This window comes from Pseudomonas brassicacearum subsp. brassicacearum (assembly GCF_008801605.1).
Lineage (GTDB): Bacteria > Pseudomonadota > Gammaproteobacteria > Pseudomonadales > Pseudomonadaceae > Aquipseudomonas > Aquipseudomonas brassicacearum.
Genome location: NZ_VZPJ01000001.1, coordinates 492721 through 514207, shown reverse-complemented (window position 1 = coordinate 514207; position 21487 = coordinate 492721). Strand labels below are relative to the sequence as shown.

Genomic DNA, 21487 nt, shown 5'->3' with positions numbered 1-21487 from the left:
CCCCCAAAAAAAGCCTCAACTACCCTAGCCAACAGCCAGAATAGTCGCCACCAACGCCAGAGCCCGAGGCACCAGCGTATCCAGTTCCAGGTACTCACGCTCGGTATGAACCTTGCCACCCACCGGCCCCAGCCCACACAGGGTTGGAATGCCCAGGCTGGCAGTGAATCCGGAGTCAGCACAACCACCGGTGAACTCGCCCTCCACACTGAAACCCAGCGCCAGGGCCTTTTGTTGGTAGATCTGCAGCAGCCGTTCGCTGTGACAGGCTTCCATCGGCAGAAAGGTCGTCGCTTCCTTGAGGATGGCGCGGGTGCCGATCAGCTCTTCTTCCGCGACGATGCCCAGGATCGCGGTAAAGATCTGATCCCAGTGCTCGAGTTCGATGAAGCGCACGTCCAGCCTGGCGGAGGCGCTAGGCGCGACGGTGTTGCTGGACGTGCCACCGGATATCAGGCCAACATTGGTCGTGATGCCTGCTGAGTAATCGGTCAAGGCATGCAGCTTGACGATCTTGCGTGCGAGGGCTTCGATGGCACTGGCTCCGTCGGCATGGTTGACCCCGGCATGCGCCGCGCGGCCGCTGACTTCGATGATCAGCGTGGCGCCGCCTTTGCGTGCGCTGACCACGTTGCCGCTGGCCCGGCCGGGTTCGGTATTGAGCACGGCACGCGCGCCACGGGCGGTTTTTTCGATATGGGTTCTGGCGCTGCCGGAGCCGATTTCTTCGTCCCCGGTGTACAGGACCTGCACCGGATAGGGCAACTCACCGGCGCGTTTGAGAGCCTTGAGCGCGAAGCAATTGAGCACCAGGCCGCCTTTCATGTCGGCGACGCCGGGACCATAGGCGAGGTTGGCGTCGCGGCTGTAGCCGCGAGTCGAGGTGGTGCCTTTGGGGAACACCGTGTCGCGATGGCCCAGCAGCAGCACCGGCTTTCCAGAGGCACCTGGCACTTCGGCGAGCATCACGTCGCCAAAACCATCGACTGGCATGCGCTTGAGCAGGATGCCGTCGGCTTCCAGTTCCGCCGCGAGCAGCGCGCCTACCGCGTCGACGCCCGCCTTGTCATAGCTGTTGGAGTCGGTGTCGACGATACGCTGCAGCAGCGCTTCCATGGCGTGGCGCTGGTCGGCAAGCCAGTCCAGCGCCTGTTGTGGCGTGGCACTCATTGCGCCTGCTCCCGCAACTGATGTTCCTGAGTCAGGCGTGCCGCGTCATTGCCCAGGTCCCAGAACAGACCGGCCATGATTTGCAGGCTTTCCTTGACCACCGGTGCCAGCAAATGCTCGTTCGGCGCATGTTGCGAGCAGGCCGGGTACGAGTGCGGCACCCACAATGTTGGCAGGCCGAGCACGTCGGCGAACACGTCGTTGGGCAGCGAGCCCCCAAGGTTTGGCAGCAGCGCAGGTTTTTTGCCGGTGGTCTGTGTCAAGGAGCTGAGGGCCCAATTGACCCATGGGCTTTGCGGGTCCAGCCGAGTGGCATGCATCACATCGATGCGGCTTTGCTTGACCTCGACATTGCTGAAGCCATGAGCATCCAGGTGGGCACGAACGGCCGGGATGAAGGTCGTGTAGTCGCTGTTCACCACGAAGCGGATATGGCAGTGGGCATTGGCTTTACCTGGGATCGCATGCACCGGGGCGTCCGGGTTGCCGGTCTTGAAGGCAATGACGTCGAGGGTGTTCCAGCCGAATACTTTTTCGCTCAGGGAGAGCTGCGGATTACCCCAGTTGGCGTCGATGTCCGGATCGCCCGGCCCGCCACCCACGTCAATGTCGGCCAGTGCCTGGCGAACCGGCTCCGGCAGTGTCTCGGGCTGCAGGCCTGCCACCTTCACCCGGCCCTGTTCATCGATCATGCTTGCGATGGCATTGGCCAGAATGATGCCAGGGTTGGCCAGCAAGCCGCCCCAGTTGCCAGAGTGATGAGCGCCTTCGCGCAAGTTGACCACCAGCTCGAAGTTGAACACCCCACGCGAGCCGAGAAAAATCGTCGGTCGTGATGCCGCCAGGCGCGGGCCGTCCGAGGCGATGAAAACATCCGCCGCGAGCTCTTCGCTGTGGGCGGCACAGAACGCATTCAGGCCCGGCGAGCCTTCTTCTTCGCCCATTTCCAGCAGCAGTTTGACGTTAAAACCCAGCTTGCCGTCGCGAGCCTTGAGCGTTTGCTCCAGCGCGGTCAGGTTGATCAGGTGCTGGCCTTTGTTGTCCGCCGTGCCGCGGCCGTACCAGCGATCGCCTTCGACCGTGACTTGCCACGGTGACAGGCCTTCACGCCATTGCGCTTCATAGCCGCGCACCACATCACCGTGGCCGTAGCTCAGTACAGTCGGCAGTTCTGGATGCTCAATGCGTGTGGCGATCATGAAGGGCCCACGCTCTGCCACCGGGTTGTCATAGATCTTGACGCTGAAGCCCATGGCCTTGACATGCGGGGTGATGAAGTCATTGAGATAGCGATACAACTCGGGCTGGCTGTCCGTTGCCTGGCTTTCGGTGGGCAAGGCGACGCTACGTTCGAGCAGATTGAAAAAGGCGCCGTTGTCGAATTGCTCTGTGGTGTTGCTGATGGCCAATGAACGACTCATGAGTGGACAAGCTCCAGTGTTTGGGCAGGATTGTCGTGAAGGTGGCAACGCACGTTGCCCCCGATAATGGAATCATTGGCCGGGTAGGCCGTTTTGCACGGTGCGAAGCAGCTCGGGCAGCGCGGGTGGAAAGCGCAACCGGACGGAGGTGACATCGGATTGGGAAAGGTGCCGTGCAGGCCGATGTCGGGAATGCCCAGGTGCGGATCGGGCGTGAGCACCGAATCCAGCAAGGCGCGGGTATAAGGGTGGCCGGGTTCAGCAAACAACGATTCGCGCGTACGCTCTTCGACGATGCGTCCCAGGTACATCACCGCTACCCGGTCGGCGAGGTGTTCGATGACCGCGAGGTTGTGGCTGATCAGCAGATAGGTCAGGCCGAATTCGCGCTTGAGGTCTTGCAGCAGGTTGAGAATCTGCGCCTGCACCGACACATCCAGTGCTGAGGTGGGCTCGTCGCAGATCAGCACATCGGGGCGCATGATCAGCGCCCGTGCGATCGCGACTCGCTGGCGTTGTCCGCCGGACAGCTGGCTCGGGTAGCTGTCGATCACTCGCTTGGGCAGGCCGACCACATCAAGCATCGCTTCGGTCTTCTTGCGCCGCTCGGCGGGACTGCCGATGTCATGCACGATCAGCGGCAGGGTAATGATTTCGCGCAGTGTCTTGCGTGGGTTCAGCGAGGAATACGGGTCCTGGAATATCGGCTGAATATGCCGGGACATTGCCTTGCGATCAGTCGCCGCCAGGTGTTTACCGTTGACCAGCACATCGCCGCTGGTAGGCGGCAGCAGACCGAGCAGCAGCTTTGCCAGGGTACTTTTTCCGCAACCGGACTCACCTACCAGACCGAGAGTCTCGCCCCGCATCAGACGCAGGGAAACGCCATCGACGGCTTTCAGGATGGCGGCGGGTTTGAAAAAGCCCTGGTTGATCCGAAACTCGCGGCGGATGTCACACAGCTCCAAAGCGATGTCTTTTTTCATGACCGTGCACGCTCCTGAAGGCGAATCGGTGCTGGCGCCGGTGCGGCGAACAGGCAGCGCGCCATGTGTCCGTCCTGTTCGACTTCGGGGATGTTCTGCGCGCAGGTCGGTATCGCCTGAGCACAACGATTGCGAAACGCACACCCTTGCTGTTCGCCTACCAGGCTCGGCACCAGGCCTGGAATCGAACCCAGCGCCTCACCCGGCCTGGTCTGGCCAGGGATTGGAATACTGGCCAGCAGACCACGGGTGTACGGATGCTGCGGGTTCTCGAACAGTTGCAGGGCAGGGGCGGTTTCGACGATCTCCCCGGCATACATCACGGCGACCCGATCGGCGATCCGTGCCACCAGCCCAAGATCGTGGGTGATGAAGATCACCGCCAGGCCGAGTTCTTTCTGAATGTCGCGAATCAGGCGCAGGATCTGCGCTTGAATGGTCACGTCCAGTGCAGTGGTGGGCTCATCGGCGATGATCAGGTCCGGTTCGCACATCAACGCCATGGCGATGATCACCCGTTGGCGCAAACCGCCAGACAGTTGATGCGGATACTGCCGCAAGCGCTCGGTGGCATTGCTGATACCGACTTTCTCCAGCATCTGCCCGGCGCGAACCAGAGCATCCTTGCGCGACACCTTGCGATGCCGGGTCAGCACTTCGCTGAGTTGATCGCCAATGCTGTAGGCCGGGTTCAGCGAAGTCATCGGTTCCTGGAAGATCATCGCCAGGCGATTGCCGCGCAGGTCGCACATGTGCCGTTCGCTCTGGCCGATCATGTCGATACCGTCCAGCGTCAGCCGGGACGCGGTACGTTTGGCCTTGCGTGGCAACAGGTCCATCAGCGCCAGCGACGTCAAGGATTTACCGCAGCCTGATTCGCCGACGATGCACAGCATTTCACCGCGCTCGACTTCAAAGCTCAGACCGCGCACTGCATGCAGCGTGTCATCCGGCGTCGGGCTGTTGCCCATGGGGATATCCACGCGCAGGTTTTCTACATGGAGTAGTGCCATGTTCGGTACCCTCTATCAGTTACGGCGTCTATCAGTTACGGCGTCTATCAGCTACGGCTGTCTATCAGTTACGGCCGTCGGGCAGGATCAGATCGCGCAGGCCATCGCCGACCAGGTTGATGCCCAGCACCAGAATCATCAGGGCGACGCCGGGAATGGCGATGACCCACGGGGAAAAGAACATGTAGGGTTTGCCTTCGGCGATCATCAAGCCCCAGGACGGCGTCGGCGGCTGCACACCCACCCCGAGGAATGACAGTGCCGACTCCAGCAGGATTGCGTGGGCCATTTCCAGCGTCGCGACGACGATCAGCGCGCCGACCAGATTGGGCAGGATTTCACTGGCCAGAATGCGCAGGGTCGAGCAGCCCAGCGCCTGGGCCGAGGCCACGTATTCCGCATCGCGAATCTGTTGCACCGAAGCCCTGACCACCACCGCGAAGCGATCCCAGAGCAGGCAGCCGAGCAGCACAATCACCACTTTCAGCGAGCCGCCCATCAGCGAGGCCGAGGCCAGCGCGACCATCACCACCGGCATCGCCAGCCGGGTGGTGATCAGGTAGCTGATGAACGCATCGATCTTGCCGCCGTAGTAACCCGCCAACAGCCCCATGACGGTACCGATAAAGCCGGAGATAAGCGCCGCCGCAATGCCGATGAACAATGAAATACGTGCGCCGTAGAGCAGTCGAGACAGGTAATCACGGCCCAGCTTGTCGGTTCCCAGGACGTATTCCCAGGTGCCGTTGGCCATCCATACCGGCGGTTTCATACGCAGCATCACGTCTTGCGCATAAGGGTCATAAGGTGCCAGCCACGGCGCGAAGAGCGCCCCCGTGAAGATCATCAGCAACAACACCGTGCCGATGGCGAAACCACGATGACGAAAGCTCTTGCCAAGTACGCGGCTCAGGCTGCTGGGGGGTGACAGGTAGTCATTGATCGCGAGGGTAGTGGGGGTGCTCATGTAAGCCTCCTAGCGCACGCGAATGCGCGGGTCGAGCAGTGCGTTGAGCACATCGGCCAGCAAGGTGAGGATGATGTAGATCACTGCGATGAGCAGGACCACGGCCTGTACCACCGGAAAGTCATCACGGGCGATGGCGTCCCAGGCGAGCTGTCCGATACCTTGCAGGGAGAACACGGTTTCGATCACTACCGAACCGCCGAGCATGAAGCCAAACTCCACCGCCGCCAGGGCGACGACCGGAATCAAGGCGTTGCGCAGCGCATGCTTGAACAACACGCGGGCAGGGCGCAGGCCCTTGGCGCGGGCGGTGCGGATGTAATCGGAACTGAGCACATCGAGCATGCCAGCACGGGTCAGACGCATGATTGCCGGCGTCGCGTAATAGCCCAGGGCAATGGCCGGCATGACGAAGTGCAGCATCGTCGAGTTGCCGGACACCGGCAGCCACTTGAGCGTCACCGCGAACACCACGATCAGCATCAGTGCAAACCAGAAACTGGGCATTGCCTGACCCAGCACCGCGATGCTCAAGGCCAGTCGGTCAACCCAGGTGTCGCGTTTGACCGCGGCCAGCACACCCAGTGGAATCGCCACCAGCAAGGCGATAGCCAGCGCCATGGCGCCTAACCCGAGAGTGATCGGCAAGCGGCTGGCGACGAGGTTGTAGACCGACTCCTGAAAGAAAAACGAGTTGCCCAGGTCCAGCCGCAACAAATCGCCCAGCCAGTTGAAGTACTGGGTCGGTAGCGGTTTGTCCAAACCGTACTGCATGCGGATCTGTTCGATCTGCTCGCTGGTGGCTTCCGGTCCGCCGATGGCCGTGGCCAGGTCGCCGGACAGGTGCAAAAGGGAAAAGCTGATCACCGACACGGTAATGGCAACGCAAACAGCGATGCCCAGACGGCGCAGAAGGAATCCAAGCATGGCAAGTTTCCTCATATCCAATGGATGACAGGTATGGGGACGTGTCCGTGGCGCGGGTCAGTCCGCAAGCCACGGCACCTCTCGATCAATCCGCTCGGTTGCGGATTACTTCCAACTGGACTGAACGAAACGCGGCAGCTCATCCGGGTACGACGTGAACGCCAGCTCGGAGGTGTAGGCGTAGTTCATCGAGTAGTTGAACAGCGGCGCCCAGTACGCCTGTTCGCTGATGCGCTGCAACGCCTTGCGGTAGTTGTCCTTGCGCAATTGCGGGTCGAGGGCGTTGTCAGCGGTCTGCAACCAGCTCTGGACTTGCGGATCCTTGATGTTGTCGTCCGGATTGCCCTTGAACCAGGTGCCGGCCGACGCCGAGGTGTCGAGGATCGAGAACGAGCCCCAGGCCTGAAACGACATGGGTACCTTGCCGCCACGTTGCTGATCGCGCAGGGCGGCGTACTTCAAGTAGCGCAGCTTGGCGTTGATGCCCACGGCCCGCAGGTTGCCGATGATGGCTTCGACGTAATCCCGGTCGCGATAAGCGAAGATTTCTGTCTCGAAGCCATTGGGGTAACCGGCTTCGGCGAGCAACGCCTTGGCCTTGGCCGGGTCGTAGTTGTAGACCGTGGCCGCGGTGGTATCGCAGCCGAACTGGCCTGGATAACAGGCCACCTGCAAGGGCTTGGCTTCGCCCCCCACCAGTTGCGTGGCCAGCGCGTTGCGGTTGATCGCATGGTTGATGGCCTGACGCACCTTGAGCTGCTTCATCGGCGAGTTTTCCGTGGAGGTGCCTCGAGCATCGAGAATCAGGAAGCCGATGCGCATGGTTTCGCCGCTGGTCACGGTCAGGTTCTGCATACCTTTAAGGTCGACTGCCTGATCCGGGGTCACACGCCACGTCCAGTCGACACCATCGGTCATCAACTCGGCCAGACGGGTTTCTGCATCCGGAATCACCCGGAACTTCAGGTGGCCGATATGCGGCTTGCCTTGTGGGCTGTCCGGAAAGTAGTCCTTGTTGATCTCCATGGTCACGCCTTCGCCAGCCACCACCGACACGGCTTTATACGGCCCGGTACCCACTGGCTTGCGGCTGAATTCAGCCAGGCCGACCTTCTCGAAGTACTGCTTGGGAAACATGGGAACGGCGTTGGACAGGTATTCCAGTGCCGGAGGGAAAGGTTTTTTCAAATGCAGGCGGACGCTGTAGTCACCGGTTTTTTCGGCGCTCTTGATCCAGTCGACGTTTTGCACGGTAACGACTTTCGCTTCGGGCGACACCACGTAGTTGAGGGTGAACACCACGTCGTCGGCGGTGAAGGCGTCGCCGTTGTGAAATTTGACGCCTTTGCGCAGCTCAAAGTCGATGGTGGTGTCGTCGACCTGTGTCCAGCGGGTGGCCAACATGGGTTTGTATTCGCCGCTCTTGGGATCGCGGTAGATCAGGTTGTCCCAGATCAGCCGGCCGAGAATCACACCTTCGCGTAGATCGTTGTGATAGGGGCTGATGTTTTCAGGCTCGCTGTCGGAAGCGTAAACCAGGGTGTCGTTGGCTTTACCGGCATGCGCCGGAAAACTGCTGATGAGGCCCATCAGCGCAATACTGCAGGCGAAACCTTTGATGCCCATGCCGTCGTCTCCGTTGGCGAGAGTGGTTGAATCAAAGGGCAGCGAATCGCAAATGCGGTAAACGAGGAGGAGAAGCTCAGGCGTAGTTTTTTTTGGTCTGGACACGAATGTAGGGAAAGGCTATCAATGCCACAAGAATAATATTTCGATACTTGCGTTGCCGAAAAGGCAATCCATGGGGGCGCCGATGCAACTGTATGGTGTGCAGTCCACGGCACTGCGTTATTTTCTGGAAGTCGCGCGATGCGGATCGATCAGCGATGCTTCCGTGCGCTTGAATGTCGCCGCGTCAGCAGTGAGCCGACAGATTGCCAAGCTCGAGTTGGCCCTGGATGCCAGCCTGTTTGAGCGTCGTGCCCGAGGGATGGTGCTCAGCGAGGCGGGGGCGCGACTGGCGGCCTATGCGCGCAAGTCGCAGCTTGAGGCTGAGCAGGTGGTGCTGGAGATTACCGAACTGCATGGCTTGCAGCGGGGCCATGTGCATGTTGCCTGCTCGGAAGGCTTTGCACTGGAATACATGCCCAGGAGCATCAGCGCGTTCAGGCGTGAGTATCAGGGCATTCATTTCACCTTGGAGGTCTGTGCGCCTGCCGAAGCGACCGAGAAGGTGCGTTCCGGCGAAGCCGATCTGGCGATGACTTTCAGCCTGACGCCGCAGAAGGAAATCAAGGTCGAACATGTCCTGAGCGGGGCGATTTTTGCCGTGGTCGCCAATTCCCATCCCTTGGCCGGACGTGAAGCGGTCAGCCTCGCCGAGTTACAACCCTGGCCCATTGCGTTACCCAAGGCCGACACCACGATACGGCAACTGTTCGACATCTGTTGCGGTGTACAGGGGTTGTTGTTCGACCCGGTGTTGACCACCAACTACGTTGCCGCGCTCTATAGCTTCGTTCGCGAAGAAGGCGTTATCAGCCTGGCCAGCGAAATGACCTTGCAAAAGCAGGTGGCGGACGGGGTCCTGCAATGCGTGCCGATCCTTGACGAAGGCATGCAGGCACGCCGCATCGAACTGCAAAGCATGGCCGGCCGCAATCTACCGGCAGCGGTTTGTGCCTTCAGGGATTTTCTGATTGCGGATCTGGCGAAAGCGAAGCGCTGAGTCGGGTGAATTTTTGAACATCAGCCGCCGCGCTGTATCTGCTCCAGTATCAGGTTGTCGGTGATGTTCATGTCGTCCAGCAGCAGAAACATCTTGCTCAACACCTCGGCCATTTTCCTGTCGGTGTCGGCGAACGGCAGGTAGAACTCCGTGGAGCTGCTGCCTGCGGGCACGATGCACAGGTAGTTGCCAGGTTCGATATGGATGGCCGCGCTGCCCAGATGAATGCGGTAGTTCGCACGCTGGCCGGTAATGTGCAGAAAATGCCCTTCACATTTAACGTTTCGCAGCCCTAGCCCTCGAACCAACTCACCGACCAGTTCGGCGCGGCGTTGCAGGGTTTCTTGGCTGGTGCTGTAGTCGTCTGCGGTGTGGGCCACGGAGACCAGCAGGTCGGCGTCGCGCATGATTTCCGAGAACAGCAGCGGTGGTACTTGCTCAAGGGGTAGGGCTTTTTGGTCGCGGTGGAACGCAATCGTGTCGAAGGTAAAGTGTTCTGTTTCCGAGAGATAATGGCCGGTATCCAGAAAGTTGAACATGGCGTATATGCCGTGCTCTTTGCTCTCGTAGTAGATGTCCTCGACGCTTGAGGTCGACCAGTTGCGGACCTGCAGCAACCGGGCGGCGACTTTGCCTTTGAGGCGGTGGCCGGCAAATCGGTTGGACCACAGGCCGGTGTCTCGCTCAGCAGGTGTTAACAGGTACAGCTCGCGAAAGGCCTGTTTGAACGGCTGCACGCGGCGCTGGGTCACCACTTCTTTCTGCCAGGCCGACAGTTGTCCGGCCGTGAACAGATGAAAAGGGTGAGCGATACGCAGAGTCTTTTCAGCGACGTGCTGGCGGCCTTCCAGGTCAGTCACCGTCAGCGTTGCGGCATCGAGCCAGCCCAGCGTAGCGTCGTCGGCTTGCACAATCAGCTGTTCGAGCAGCAGGCGAACCGCGGGCATTTTCAACAGCGGCTTCAGGTCGTCCAGAGCCAGGGTTTCGCCGCTGCTCATCATCGTTTCCAGGGTGCGGCAGAAGCGGGCGATCTGTTCCTTGAGCTGGGTCTGCTGCGTTTTGAGGGCGATGAAGTCTGGGTTTTTGCGCACCGCAGGCGGCGCGGTCTTGAGTGTTTTTCCGGCTTTGCAGATGTGCAAGGTGGGCGACAAGCCGTCGATGACGAGCGTGACGTCATAGCCATCGATGGTGGCGGCCGTCAGCGCGGATTCGGCGATCTGCGATTCCATGGCCCATTCCAGGCGAATCGCCGAGGGGTAACCGGCGACACGCGCCAGGTTTTCCAGGCCTGCCTGCACCGCCGCGTGGGAGTTGGCCTGGCGTTGAGCGCCGTATTTGCGCACCTCTTTGTGCAGTTTCTTGAGGGTCAGATAGCGTTGGCGTACGTCGTCCGCATCCTTGACGGGCAGCAGGCCATAGATACGCATGGCCGGCTGTGCGTGGCGGGCCAACTTCTTTTCCAGTGCCGGTCGACCGATGCCCTGGTAGGCGTCGAGCAGCACACGCGTCTCGGGAAATGCCCAGTGCGAGGGTTCAAGTGCCGCGAGGTATTCGCGCAGGTGGTCGGGGTCGGCTTCGGCCAGTGCCTTGTCCAGCAGGTAGCGGTCCACCACACCCACGGTTTCATCCAGCGTATTGGGCAGGTCGGTGCCCCAGCCGGACTGAGGTGCCAGGGCAATGTTCAGGTATTCACGCTGGAAGGCTTGCAGATCACTCCAACCGAGCGCGTCGAGCACCACACGGCTGGCTTGTCCGGCGTAGGGCAGGGCAGTCAGCAGGCTGTTTCTGGACAAACCGGTCAGCGCCGGGAGCAGCTCTGCCGACGGGTGCTTGGGCAACGCCTGAAGCGACAGGAAGCGTTCGAGCACCGCGGCCGTGTAGCCAAATCCGTCGAGAAAGTTATCCGGCGTCATGCCCAGTCGTTCGACGACCGCCAGGGCCTGCAGCAACCAGCGGGTCTGATACACCTCGACCGAACGGAAGGTGTCAGCCAGCTTCTCGGCGTTAGCGGGCAATCCAGCCAGGGCGTCCTCGACATAACGAACGGTGAAGTTCGCCAGTTCAGGGGGCGCCGCAGCAGCTTCTTCAGTGGGGGGCTCATCGCTCTGGGACGACTCATCATCAAGGCCTTCGTCTTCCGCGGCCTCGTCGTTTGAATCGTCCTCGTCGAACGCTTCCTCGGCGTACCGATCCAGGTCCACATCATCGCTGTCCAGCCCGGCGTCGTCGGCGTAGAACATCATGGCGCGGCCCCAGGTATTGGCTGCCCGGACGAAGCGAGGGTAGTCGAGGCGGCCCGCTTCCAGCAGGCCCAGCGCGATGCGCTGGATTTCCTTGTGCACGTAGATATACGCGTCGGCGATTTTCCTTTGTTCGTCACCGGGCGCTGAAGGGGGCTGCTCGCGGTTCCAGCTGCCGTCCAGCAACCATTGGGCGAAGGTCTGCCAGGCCGGGGTGGGCGGGTAATTGCTCAGGCGACTGATGCACGTAGGGACGTCAGGCAAGGCCCAGGCCTGGTCCGGGCTTCTTCGGTAATAGGCCGGGCCATCTTCGTCAGTGGGCAATGGATAGTCACTGTCCTCGAAGGCAAATTGCAGCATGTGCTGCAGCCGCGCGCAGATCTGCTCCAGTGAATAGGCATCCGGGTGAGCCGTGATCCACGCATCGCAGAGTCGATACTGCAGGCCATAGCGCTGTTGATCGCGGCGGTCCTCCAGATCGTCCCAAACGGTCGGGAACACAAAACCATCAGCCAGTGCTTTGGGCCCCTCCTGGGGATGCTGCCTGACCCAGTCATCGGCTATGCGCAGGCAGTCGATGCCGTCCCAGAAATCGGGCTCGAATTGGTCATATGGGCTGAGCTCGGGATAGTCATCCAGCGCTCTATCACAGAATGCTCGCAGCGCAGCGAGGCGTGTGGCTTGTTCGGGCACAGGACGGCGTGATTGCATGAGGGTATCCGAGGAAGAGAGTGACGAGAATCAACCGCCAATCAGCGGCACCAGGCGGATAAACGCGAGGGTGGAAGGGGGGCTCAATTCGATTGTCTCATCGAGACTTTGCAGCATGACGCCGTTGTGCAGGACGCGGAACGCACGGGCCTCAAAACCCTTCAGGGCTCGCTCGACCTCAACGCCGACATCCAGGTCTGGAGGTGCGCTGGCTTGGGGCATGACCACCGCACCTTCACTGGCTTGCTGAAGAACGTCCCGCTCGCTCAGGTATTGGCGGTCGAGCACTTCACGCAGCGATACGTGTTCCAGCCAGTGCTGGACCGACAGCGCGGCGATCTGCTCGGCAACGGTCAGGTGAATGAGCTCGGCGACCGTCAAGGTCAACGAGCTCGGTGTCAGGGTGACAGGGGGCAGCAAAGGCTCCTGGCGTGCGCCTTTCAGGCAATAGCTATGAACCACGAACTCCATGACGCATTCCTTGCAAGCCAGGCCAGCCGGGGGGATGGCGCCTTAGCATATCCGGCTCTGCAATAAATTTCATCGCGCCGCGCGCTCAGGCGTCGTAATAGAAGCCTGACAGGTGCTGGTTTACGACATTACTTTTTCACAATAGCCATCCGGCGACCACTCATGAAGCACAGCAGGCCTCCCATCGCGGTCAGCGCGCTCAACGCATAGAACATCGTCGGTGCCGGGGTGTGCATCAGCAGGTATCCGCAGATCACCGGGCTCAGGGCGCCGCCGAGCGCTGCCAGGTTTTGAGCACCGTAGTAGCTGCCGCGCAGTTTTTCCGGGGCCAGGGTATCGACGAAAAGGAATTCGGCCGGGTAAATGATCATTTCACCGAGGGTGAAAATGAACATCGCCACGCACCAGCTCACCATGTCGTCCGCCAGGCTGAAGCCGATCAGGCCAAGCATGAACAGGCTGGTGCCCGCGGCAATCCAGTAGCGCAACTTCTCGCGATCGAGGAACCGGCCGATCTGGTATTGCAGCACAATTACGGTGATGGCGTTGCAGGCGAGCAGGGCGGCCATGATGTCCAGCGCGCGTTTGGATTCGTGGGTCACCAGCAGGTATTGCGACAAGTAGAGGGTGAAGCGTCCGTGCACCACGGTGCTGAGCAGGCAGCCGCACGTGAACATGATCAGGGTACGGTCGTTTTTCAGGGTCTTGAGCGTCTTGAGAAAACTGGGTGGTTGACCAATGACCGCTGGCGGCGCGGCATCCCTGGGGATGCCGGTCATCAGGAAGATGCTGAAAAACGCGATGCCAGCGGCGATCAGGAACGGCGCTATCGGGTAGACACCGGCAATCACCACGCCGAGCATGGGGCCGGTGGCATAGCCGATGTTGGTCAGGGTGTAGCGCAGGGAAAATGCCTTGGCGCGCTGGCCCATGGGCAGGTTTTCGCTGAGGATCGCTTTCGAACCGATAAGGAACAGCGCTGACGCGGTCTCGGTGATCACCACGGTCATGGTGGTCAGGTAGAGGTTTTCGGCAAAGGTCAGCAGGATGAAACCGATGGCACTGGAGAGCATCGCCAGGATCAGCAGGCGGCGCTTTTCCAGGCGATCGATGACATATCCGCCATACAGCGCCAACAGGGTGGCGATGAACACTGCGATACCGAGCAGCAAGCCGACATCTTGTTGGTTGAGGCCCAACTTGTTGCTCAAAAATAGCGTGAGCAATGGACTGGTAATGGCGCGGCTGACGACGATGGTCAGTGAAACGATCATCAAGCGTCGGATAACGAGCGAGTAAGTGGCCACGGTGGTGCAAATGTCCTTATTCAGATGTTTGGCGTTCGCCGCAATACCGCGTCGCGGCTATCGCGGACAAGCCACCGATCCAGTGTGCGTACCGATTGCAGTTCTTCAATGCGCCACAGTTGCCCCAGCAATCCTTCAGCCTGTTCCCGCGGCATCACCCGCATCGCCAGGCTGAAAAACTTCTGTTCCAGAGCCACATCGGTCAGCGGATTGCCTGGTGCGCCCAATGGCACTTCTACGCACAAGCTCGCCTGCCGGCCATCCACGGTCCGCAGCGTCACCATGGGCTCGCCATCCTCGGACAGACGCGGGTCGACTTCAAGGTGAATGCGCGACAGCCATTGGGTCATGCGCGGATCGTTACGTTGTGAATCGTCATACGCCTGCAATCGACAATGCCCTTGCACCAGTCGTGCGGCCAAGGCATATGACAGGCTCATTTGCGCCGCTGCAAGGGTGCTGACGTCCCGGCCGCCACACATGTTGTGAAGAAACCCGCTCAGCCGCACCAGCACGTCTTCAACCTGGTCGACCTGTGCATTCAATTGATCCAGCAGCAGCCCCAGGGCGTCGATGGCCGAATGGGTCCCGCGGCAGGAGGCATAGGGTTTGATCGAGCAGCGGGCGAGCTTCCAGACCACACCGAGGTCCGCATCCAGCGCTTCGGGCATGGAGGTCTTCGGGGCGAGGGTTTTCAGAAAACCACCCCAGACCTCATCGAACAACTGCGTCGGCCCGCTGATGCCTTGTTGGGCAAACCGCGCCGCCAGTAGCCCACCTTCTGCGGCACGTCCGCTGTGCAGCTTCTTGCTTTGCGAGCCGTCGTGGATGAAGGCCCACAGGCCACCGCTGAAGCTACCGGCAATGCCTAGCGCCGCGAGGGTTTGCCGCGCATCCAGGCCCAGGATCCGCGTGCTGGCTGCTGCCGCACCGAACACTCCACAGGTCGCGGTGGAATGCCAACCGGCGCCGTTGTGGGCTGAATAGCCACCGCATGCTTCGAGCACCCGACGACCCACTTCATAGCCGATCACTACGGCGCTGATGAGCTCACGACCACTCACTGGCCGTGCAAGCTGCGAAACTGCCGCCATCACTGCTGGCAGCACAACGGCACCGGAATGATCGCAGCCACCGGTGTCGTCCAGCTCCAGGGCATGGGCGGCAACACCGTTAAGCATTGCTGCCTGAGCCGCGCCAACCTGCAGATCAGTGCCCCAAACCGACACCTCACCCGTTTCACCGACAAACACCTTGCGCGCCTGTTCTGCGACACCGCTATCGGCTCCGGCCAGCGTGGCGCCGAACGTATCGAGAATGTGCCGCTTGGCTTGCGCCACCAAGGCAGGCGGCAAATCTTCAAACCGCAGGTCCACACAGAATTGCGCCAGACGTTGTAGACGTTCGCTCATAAAACGTAATCCCGATAATGTCGCTCGTAAACTGACGCCGGATGATCCTCGGCGACCGGCGTTGCGGTTTCTGCCCACCACCGCGCGACCTCGGCACCCGTGGCGATCCACACGTCATCGTGCTGCTGAATGCCCTCGATCAACTCGCGCAACACGCCTATCCGTCCCGGCGTGGCGATGATTTCCGGGTGCAGGCGAAGCACGTAGCACAGGCCAAAGCGATGAAACCCGGCGAAGTCCATTCGCAGGTTGCCCAAGGTATGGCTGTAGGACGCGATCCGCGATTGCCCCGGCGGCACCGCCGGGCTCAAGTTGAAGGCGAAGTAAGGCTCGTCTTCCAGTTCATAATGCAGAGGCAGTTCAATGACGCTGGGGGCAGTCGGGTGAGCGAATGGCAAGTCATCGCCGCGCCATGACGAGGACCAATGAATGCCCTGGGCTTTCAAGGTCTCGATGAACCCCGGCGCACCATTGCCCGCCGGGATTCTAAAGCCGAGCGGACGCTGGCCGGTCAGCCCGGCCAGGGCCTCACAGCCCTTGGCGATGTCATCGCTTTGGGCGGCCAGGTCCAGCGTGTCGTAGTCCTGATGACGATAGCCAGCGCAGGCGATTTCATGGCCGTCGGCCTGGATCGCCTGAATGTGTTCGGGGTTTTCCTGCGCAACGATACCGGGGACAAACCAACTGCTGGAGACCCCGAGTTCCTTGAACAGGCCGAGCAACCGCTCCACGCCGCGTTGGGTGCCGTAGCGCCATACCGACAAGGTCTTGTCACGTCCGGCGACTTCCGGGGCTTGGGTCAGGATGCCGTGGATGTCGTTGTAATCGACGGTCAGTACCACGGCGCAGCGATAGCCTTTGGGCCAGAGAGTGGAATCAGCCATGGTGATGCTCCTTCAGCCACCACTGGGCGACGTCGCGGCAGGTGGCGAACCACACGTCGTCGCGCTGGCGCATGTGTTCGAAGAGTTTTTCCAGCAGCAGGATGCGCCCCGGCTTACCGGTAATCTTGGGGTGGAACAGGGTGGTCAGGCATAACCCTTCGTCCATCGCGCCGTCGTATTCGCGGCACCAGTTATCCAAGGTCAGCGCGTAGCTGGCCGTGCGGTCCAGCCCGGATGGGAAGTTCGGCGCGCGGGTGTAGGCGAGGGAGGCGTAGTCGTCCATTTCCCAGCGGCCAGGGATTTCCACCAGCGGCGTATCGAACCCCGGTACGTTCACCAGGTACGGTCGATCATCACCGCGCATGCTGCTGGAGTAGGTAACACCGGCCTCCACCAGCATTGCCGGGGTTTCGGCACGCCAGTCGCCGGACGGCGTACGAAAACCTTCGGCGCGAATGTTCAGGTGTTTCCAGAACACCTCGCGGGAGGTGTTCATCACCTCTTTTTGCTGATCCAGCGTCAGGGCGTAAAAAGATTCGTGTTTGTAGCCGTGATAAGCCACCTCATGCCCGCGCTCGACAATCGCCTGGCACTGTCTCGGCCAGTTCTCTACGATCCAGGCCGGCACGAAGAATGTCGTCGGGATACGGAACTCGTCGAGCAGATCGAGCAGGCGTGGTAGCGCCCGGTAAGGGCCATAGCCACCGAAACCGAAATACTCGGGCTTGCGCCAGATCGAGCCGTTGAGCATGGCGTCACCGGTCGGGCCATCGAGGTCGAAGGCCAGGGCCAGGCAGGCCTTGTATTTGTCAGGCCAGGTGGGTTGGGGCGAGGAGGACATCTGTAGTGCTCCATTGTTTATCTGTAAACACCAGACCCTTGTGGGAGCGGGCTTGCTCGCGAAGGCGTCAAGTCAGGCAGCAGTGACGTTGAATGACACACTGCATGCGCGAGCAAGCTCGCTCCCACATTGGATTCAGGTTGCCTGCGCGGTTACTTCCCGGCGTTGATGGTCACGGTCTTGATCGCACCCAGTTCCAAGTCCCACTTCTTCAGGATCGCCTGGTAGCTGCCGTCATCGATCATGCTCTGCAGCGCAACTTTCACCGCTTCGCTGAGTTCGGGTTTTTTCTTGCTCACACCCATCCCGCTGAACTGCTTGGAGATCGGCAGGCCGACGGTCTTGTACATGTCCTTTTCCTGGGTCTTGAGGTAGGGCAGGGTTTCGCTGCCCTGCATGGCCGCGTCGATGCGGCTCTGGCGCAGTTGCGCACGGGCGTCGGCCGAGCCTTCGGTGCCGATCACATTGATCGCAGGCTTGCCGGCGGCTTCACAGTTGGCCTTGCTCCACTCGGCGATTTCCGTCGGGAAGGTGGTGCGGCGACTGGTGCCGACCTTCTTGCCGCACAGGTCGACGATCTCGTTGGTGTCCTTGTTTTTCTGCAGGGTGTAGAACTGCGGACCGCTGGTGAAGTAGTCGATGAAGGTCACGCTGGCCTGACGTTCGGCGGTGTCGGTCATGCCCGACAGCACCATGTCCACGCGGTCGGTGGTCAGGGCGTTGATCATTTGTTCGAAGCCGGTTTCCTGCCACTTGATCTTCACGCCCAGGCGTTCGGCCAGGGCATTGCCCAGGTCATAGTCCAGACCGGTGAGGGTGTTGGTGGCCGGGTCCTTGAAATCCATCGGCGGGTAGTTCGGCATGATCGCTACGACGATCTCGCCCTTGGCCTTGATGCTGGCCGGCAACTCGGCGGCAAAGGTGAAGCCGGATGCCATAACGCCTGCGAGCAATGCTGGAATAACGAAGTTCTTCATGGTCGTTCTCTTTTGAGTGTTGTGAGCGCCAACGGACGCTTAGGTTCGAACGGCAGAAATGAAGCTTTGGGTGCGAGGGTTTTGCGGACTTATTAGTATTTCTTCGGGGCTTCCAGCCTCCACGATCTGCCCGCCGTCCATGAACACCATGCGGTTGGAAACCTCGCGAGCGAAGCCCAGTTCATGGGTGACGACGATCATGGTCATGCCGGTCTGCGCCAGATCGCGCATCACCGACAGCACCTCACCGACCAGTTCCGGGTCGAGTGCCGAAGTGGGTTCATCGAACAGCATCAGCTTGGGACGCATGGCCAATGCGCGAGCAATGGCGACGCGTTGCTGCTGGCCACCCGAAAGCTCGATCGGGTAGCTGTTGCGCTTGTCGGCCAGGCCGACGCGGGCGAGCAGCTCCAGGGCTTCTTCATTCGCCTCTTTGGGTGAACGCTTGAGTACTTGGCACGGCCCTTCGATGATGTTCTGCAGCACGGTCATGTGCGGGAACAGGTTGAAACGCTGGAACACCATGCCGGTGGACAGGCGTTGGCGGGCGATCTGCGTTTCGTTGAGTTCGTGCAGCTTGTTGCCGACGATCCGGTAACCCACCAGTTCGCCGTCGACCCACAGGCCGCCTTTGTCGATTTTTTCCAGCTGGTTGACGCAGCGCAGCAAGGTGCTCTTGCCCGAGCCGGACGGGCCGATGATGCACAGCACTTCGCCTTGCTCGACTTCGATGTCGATGTCCTTGAGTGCGTGGAACTGGTCGTAATATTTATTCAGGCTCACGGCCTTGACGATGCTTCTCATGTGGGGCTCCTCAAGAACGCTTGCCGGCACCGCGGGCGAAACGACGCTCCAGGCGGCTTTGACCAAAGGACAGGACAGTGACGGTGGCCAGGTACCAGATACCGGCGACGATCAGCAGCTCCATCACGCGGGCGTTGGCGTAGTAGATGTTCTGGGCGTTGTAGAGCAGTTCCGAGTACTGGATGACGCTCGCCAGCGAGGTCATTTTCACCATGCCGATGAACTCGTTGCCCACCGGTGGAATGATGATGCGCATGGCCTGGGGCAGGATGATCCGACGCAGCGCTTGCAGGCGCGGCATGCCGATCGACTTGGCGGCTTCATACTGCCCGGTGTCCACCGAGAGCAGGCCGGCACGCACCACTTCGGCGGTGTAGGCACCCTGGTTGATGCTCAAGCCAAGCAGGGCCGCCACGAATGGGCTCATCAGGCTCACGGTGTCCATTTCGAAAAGGCCCGGGATACCGATAGTGGGAAAGATCAGCGCCAGGTTGAACCACAACAGCAGTTGCAGGATCAGCGGCGTACCGCGAAACAGCCAGGTGTAGGTCAGCGCCACATAGCGCAGGATCGGGTTGGCCGACATGCGCATGATCGCGGTGATCACGCCGAACACGATCCCAAGCGCCATCGCCAGCACCGCCATGACGATGGTATTGAGCAAGCCCCACATGATCGCCTGGGAGGTCAGGAACTGGCCGATGTACGACCATTCGATCTTGCCTTCGGCGAAGGCGCGCACCAGGCCGATGAGTGCGATGACGATCACCGTGGCGAAGAAAATCCGCCCGTAGTAGCGCCGGGGCACATGATCGTACTGGGTGATGTCGAACTGGTTTTCCGCCAGCTTGCGCTCCGCCTGGAGTCGTTCTGCCTGTGTCTGGCTCATGTTTGGTTCTCCATACTCGGTTTCGGCGCTATCGCTGTGGGAGCGAGCTTGCTCGCGATAGCGGTGGGTCAGTCCACGTTGATGTTGAATGTGAAACCGTAATCGCGAGCAAGCTCGCTCCCACAGGTTTTGTGTGCAGCTTCAGAGGCGGAAGCCCTGATAGTCCTCGGTCCATTGCTGCTGGGCGGCGAGGGCGGTTTTCAGCCGGCCGATCTGTTCGCGCACCTGTTGTGGCGCGGTCCCGCCCCAGCCGCTGCGGGCAGCGATGGCGGCTTCGAGGGTCAGGCTTTCGCGTACTTGCGGTGTGAGGCGCGGGTCGATTTCCGCCAGCAGCGCGGGGGAGGCTTCCCACAACTCGATGTCGTGTTTCTCGCAAGCCTGGACCAACGCACCGGTGATCTCGTGAGCTTCCTTGAACGGCACGCCGCGCACCGCCAGCCAATCGGCGACTTCGGTGGCGAGGGTGAAGCCCAGCGGTGCCTGGCGACGCAGTTCTTCGACGTTGACCTTCATGGTCGCAACCATTCCGGCCATGGCCGGCAGCACCAGCAGCAGGGTGTCGACGCTGTCGAGCACGCCGTTCTTGTCTTCGCTCAAGTCGCGGTTGTAGGACAGTGGCAAGGATTTTAGGGTGGACAGTAGGCCGGTCAGGTTGCCGATCAGGCGTCCCGCCTTGCCCCGTGCCAGTTCGGCGATGTCCGGATTCTTTTTCTGCGGCATGATCGAACTGCCGGTGGCGTAGGCGTCATCCAGCGCGACCCAGCGGAACTGCCGCGACGACCACAGGCAAAACTCTTCGGCCAGGCGCGAGATATTGATGCCGAGCATGCTGGCGATGAACAGGAACTCGGCGACGTGATCGCGGCTGGCCACGGCGTCGATGGAGTTTTCGCAAACACCGCTGTAGCCCATTTCCTTTGCCGATTGCTGAGGCAGACGCGCGATAGCCGAGCCAGCCATGGCCGCCGCACCCAGTGGCGACAGCGACGTACGCACGTCCCAGTCCACCAGGCGCTGCACGTCGCGCAGCATCGACTGGGCGTGGGCCAGCAGGTGATGAGCAAACACGATCGGTTGTGCCTGTTGCAGGTGGGTAAAGCCGGGGCAGATGCTCTCGATGTGTTGCTCGGCCTGGTCCACCAGCGCTTGCTGCAAGCCCAGCACTTCAACGGCCAGGGTGCGCACGTGGTCACGCAGGAACAGCCGCAGGTCGTTGGCGGTCTGGTCGTTGCGCGAACGACCGGCACGCAGCTTGCCACCCAGGGCGCCGAGGCGCTCGGTCAGCAGGCGCTCGATGAAGGTGTGGACGTCTTCGTCATCCAGGGTCGGGGCGATGCTGCCAGCGCGAAAATCTGCGCCGATGCGTTCCAGGGCGTCGAGCATGGTCAGGGTTTCCTGCTCGCTCAGCAGCCCGGCGCGCTGCAATTCCCGGGCATGGGCCTTGGAGCCGGCCAGGTCGTACGGGGTCAGTCGGAAGTAGCGTTCAGGGCAACGGGACAGGGCCGCCAAGGCTTCGGAAGGGCCGCTTTTGAAGCGAGCACCCCAGAGACGGTCGGTGGGTTGGGACATTGTTGTTTTCCTCGTCGGTAACGCGAACTGAAATGGGTAATCCGGGCCGAAACGTCGCTGAAAAATAGGCGAGCGAAATCAGGCCAGAGCAGTTTTCAAGGGGGCAGTTGCAACGGAGCGAGAGCTGATCGAAGTGTCAGCTTTTAATGTTTCGAGATCAGTGGTTTGGC

At 60.9% G+C, this 21487-nt stretch carries 18 protein-coding genes; 1 reads left to right on the top strand and 17 read right to left on the bottom strand.

The window, feature by feature from the left end; genetic code table 11:
- Positions 1-24: 24 nt before the first annotated feature.
- The 7 genes from F7R20_RS02255 to F7R20_RS02225 form a co-directional block, all read right to left on the bottom strand.
- Positions 25-1170: a M20 family metallopeptidase gene (locus F7R20_RS02255; protein WP_003200496.1), complete on the bottom strand. Its 1146-nt coding sequence runs from the start codon at positions 1168-1170 to the stop codon at positions 25-27.
- Positions 1167-2591, bottom strand: coding sequence for a M20 family metallopeptidase (locus F7R20_RS02250; RefSeq protein ID WP_003200498.1), 1425 nt, complete (start codon positions 2589-2591; stop codon positions 1167-1169). Before F7R20_RS02250 ends, F7R20_RS02255 begins: the two co-directional genes overlap by 4 nt.
- The gene (locus tag F7R20_RS02245; RefSeq protein WP_003200500.1) at positions 2588-3577 is read right to left on the bottom strand and encodes an ABC transporter ATP-binding protein; all 990 of its coding nucleotides are present in this window, start codon (positions 3575-3577) and stop codon (positions 2588-2590) included. Before F7R20_RS02245 ends, F7R20_RS02250 begins: the two co-directional genes overlap by 4 nt.
- Positions 3574-4590 (bottom strand): ABC transporter ATP-binding protein, encoded by a 1017-nt coding sequence (locus tag F7R20_RS02240; protein ID WP_003200501.1) that lies wholly within the window; start codon positions 4588-4590, stop codon positions 3574-3576. Before F7R20_RS02240 ends, F7R20_RS02245 begins: the two co-directional genes overlap by 4 nt.
- A gap of 64 nt (positions 4591-4654) precedes the next feature.
- Positions 4655-5557 (bottom strand): ABC transporter permease, encoded by a 903-nt coding sequence (locus F7R20_RS02235; RefSeq protein WP_003200503.1) that lies wholly within the window; start codon positions 5555-5557, stop codon positions 4655-4657.
- Between the two features lie 9 nt (positions 5558-5566).
- Entirely contained in the window at positions 5567-6484 is a 918-nt protein-coding gene (locus tag F7R20_RS02230) for an ABC transporter permease (protein ID WP_003200505.1), read from the bottom strand.
- 105 nt (positions 6485-6589) lie between these two features.
- Positions 6590-8110: an ABC transporter substrate-binding protein gene (locus F7R20_RS02225; RefSeq protein ID WP_003200507.1), complete on the bottom strand. Its 1521-nt coding sequence runs from the start codon at positions 8108-8110 to the stop codon at positions 6590-6592.
- Positions 8111-8297: 187 nt separating this feature from the next.
- Here F7R20_RS02225 and F7R20_RS02220 point away from each other — a divergent pair, with 187 nt between their 5' ends.
- Positions 8298-9212: a LysR substrate-binding domain-containing protein gene (locus F7R20_RS02220; RefSeq protein WP_028236576.1), complete on the top strand. Its 915-nt coding sequence runs from the start codon at positions 8298-8300 to the stop codon at positions 9210-9212.
- 20 nt (positions 9213-9232) lie between these two features.
- On the opposite strand, the gene F7R20_RS02215 is transcribed toward F7R20_RS02220, so the two are convergent.
- The 10 genes from F7R20_RS02215 to argH form a co-directional block, all read right to left on the bottom strand.
- Complete coding sequence (locus tag F7R20_RS02215) at positions 9233-12163, bottom strand: DUF4132 domain-containing protein (RefSeq protein ID WP_003200511.1); 2931 nt, start codon at positions 12161-12163, stop codon at positions 9233-9235.
- Positions 12164-12193: 30 nt separating this feature from the next.
- On the bottom strand, positions 12194-12634 hold the full coding sequence (locus tag F7R20_RS02210) for a hypothetical protein (RefSeq protein WP_003200514.1): 441 nt from the start codon (positions 12632-12634) through the stop codon (positions 12194-12196).
- A 128-nt stretch (positions 12635-12762) separates the two neighbouring features.
- The gene (locus tag F7R20_RS02205) at positions 12763-13941 is read right to left on the bottom strand and encodes an MFS transporter (protein WP_003200516.1); all 1179 of its coding nucleotides are present in this window, start codon (positions 13939-13941) and stop codon (positions 12763-12765) included.
- Between the two features lie 20 nt (positions 13942-13961).
- Entirely contained in the window at positions 13962-15353 is a 1392-nt protein-coding gene (locus tag F7R20_RS02200; RefSeq protein WP_003200518.1) for an MmgE/PrpD family protein, read from the bottom strand.
- A complete protein-coding gene (locus tag F7R20_RS02195) occupies positions 15350-16237 on the bottom strand; it encodes a polysaccharide deacetylase family protein (RefSeq protein WP_003200521.1) in 888 nt (295 codons plus the stop codon). The genes F7R20_RS02200 and F7R20_RS02195 overlap by 4 nt, the downstream gene beginning before the upstream one ends.
- Positions 16230-17078 (bottom strand): polysaccharide deacetylase family protein, encoded by an 849-nt coding sequence (locus F7R20_RS02190; RefSeq protein WP_003200524.1) that lies wholly within the window; start codon positions 17076-17078, stop codon positions 16230-16232. Before F7R20_RS02190 ends, F7R20_RS02195 begins: the two co-directional genes overlap by 8 nt.
- Before the next feature lie 152 nt (positions 17079-17230).
- Positions 17231-18055, bottom strand: coding sequence for an ABC transporter substrate-binding protein (locus F7R20_RS02185; protein WP_003200526.1), 825 nt, complete (start codon positions 18053-18055; stop codon positions 17231-17233).
- Positions 18056-18094: 39 nt separating this feature from the next.
- Positions 18095-18859 carry an amino acid ABC transporter ATP-binding protein gene (locus tag F7R20_RS02180; protein WP_003200528.1) on the bottom strand — a complete coding sequence of 255 codons (765 nt, stop codon included), beginning with the start codon at positions 18857-18859 and terminating at the stop codon, positions 18095-18097.
- A 10-nt stretch (positions 18860-18869) separates the two neighbouring features.
- The gene (locus F7R20_RS02175; RefSeq protein WP_003200529.1) at positions 18870-19748 is read right to left on the bottom strand and encodes an amino acid ABC transporter permease; all 879 of its coding nucleotides are present in this window, start codon (positions 19746-19748) and stop codon (positions 18870-18872) included.
- Positions 19749-19889: 141 nt separating this feature from the next.
- On the bottom strand, positions 19890-21317 hold the full coding sequence (gene argH, locus F7R20_RS02170; RefSeq protein ID WP_003200531.1) for an argininosuccinate lyase: 1428 nt from the start codon (positions 21315-21317) through the stop codon (positions 19890-19892).
- Between the last annotated feature and the right edge of the window lie 170 nt (positions 21318-21487).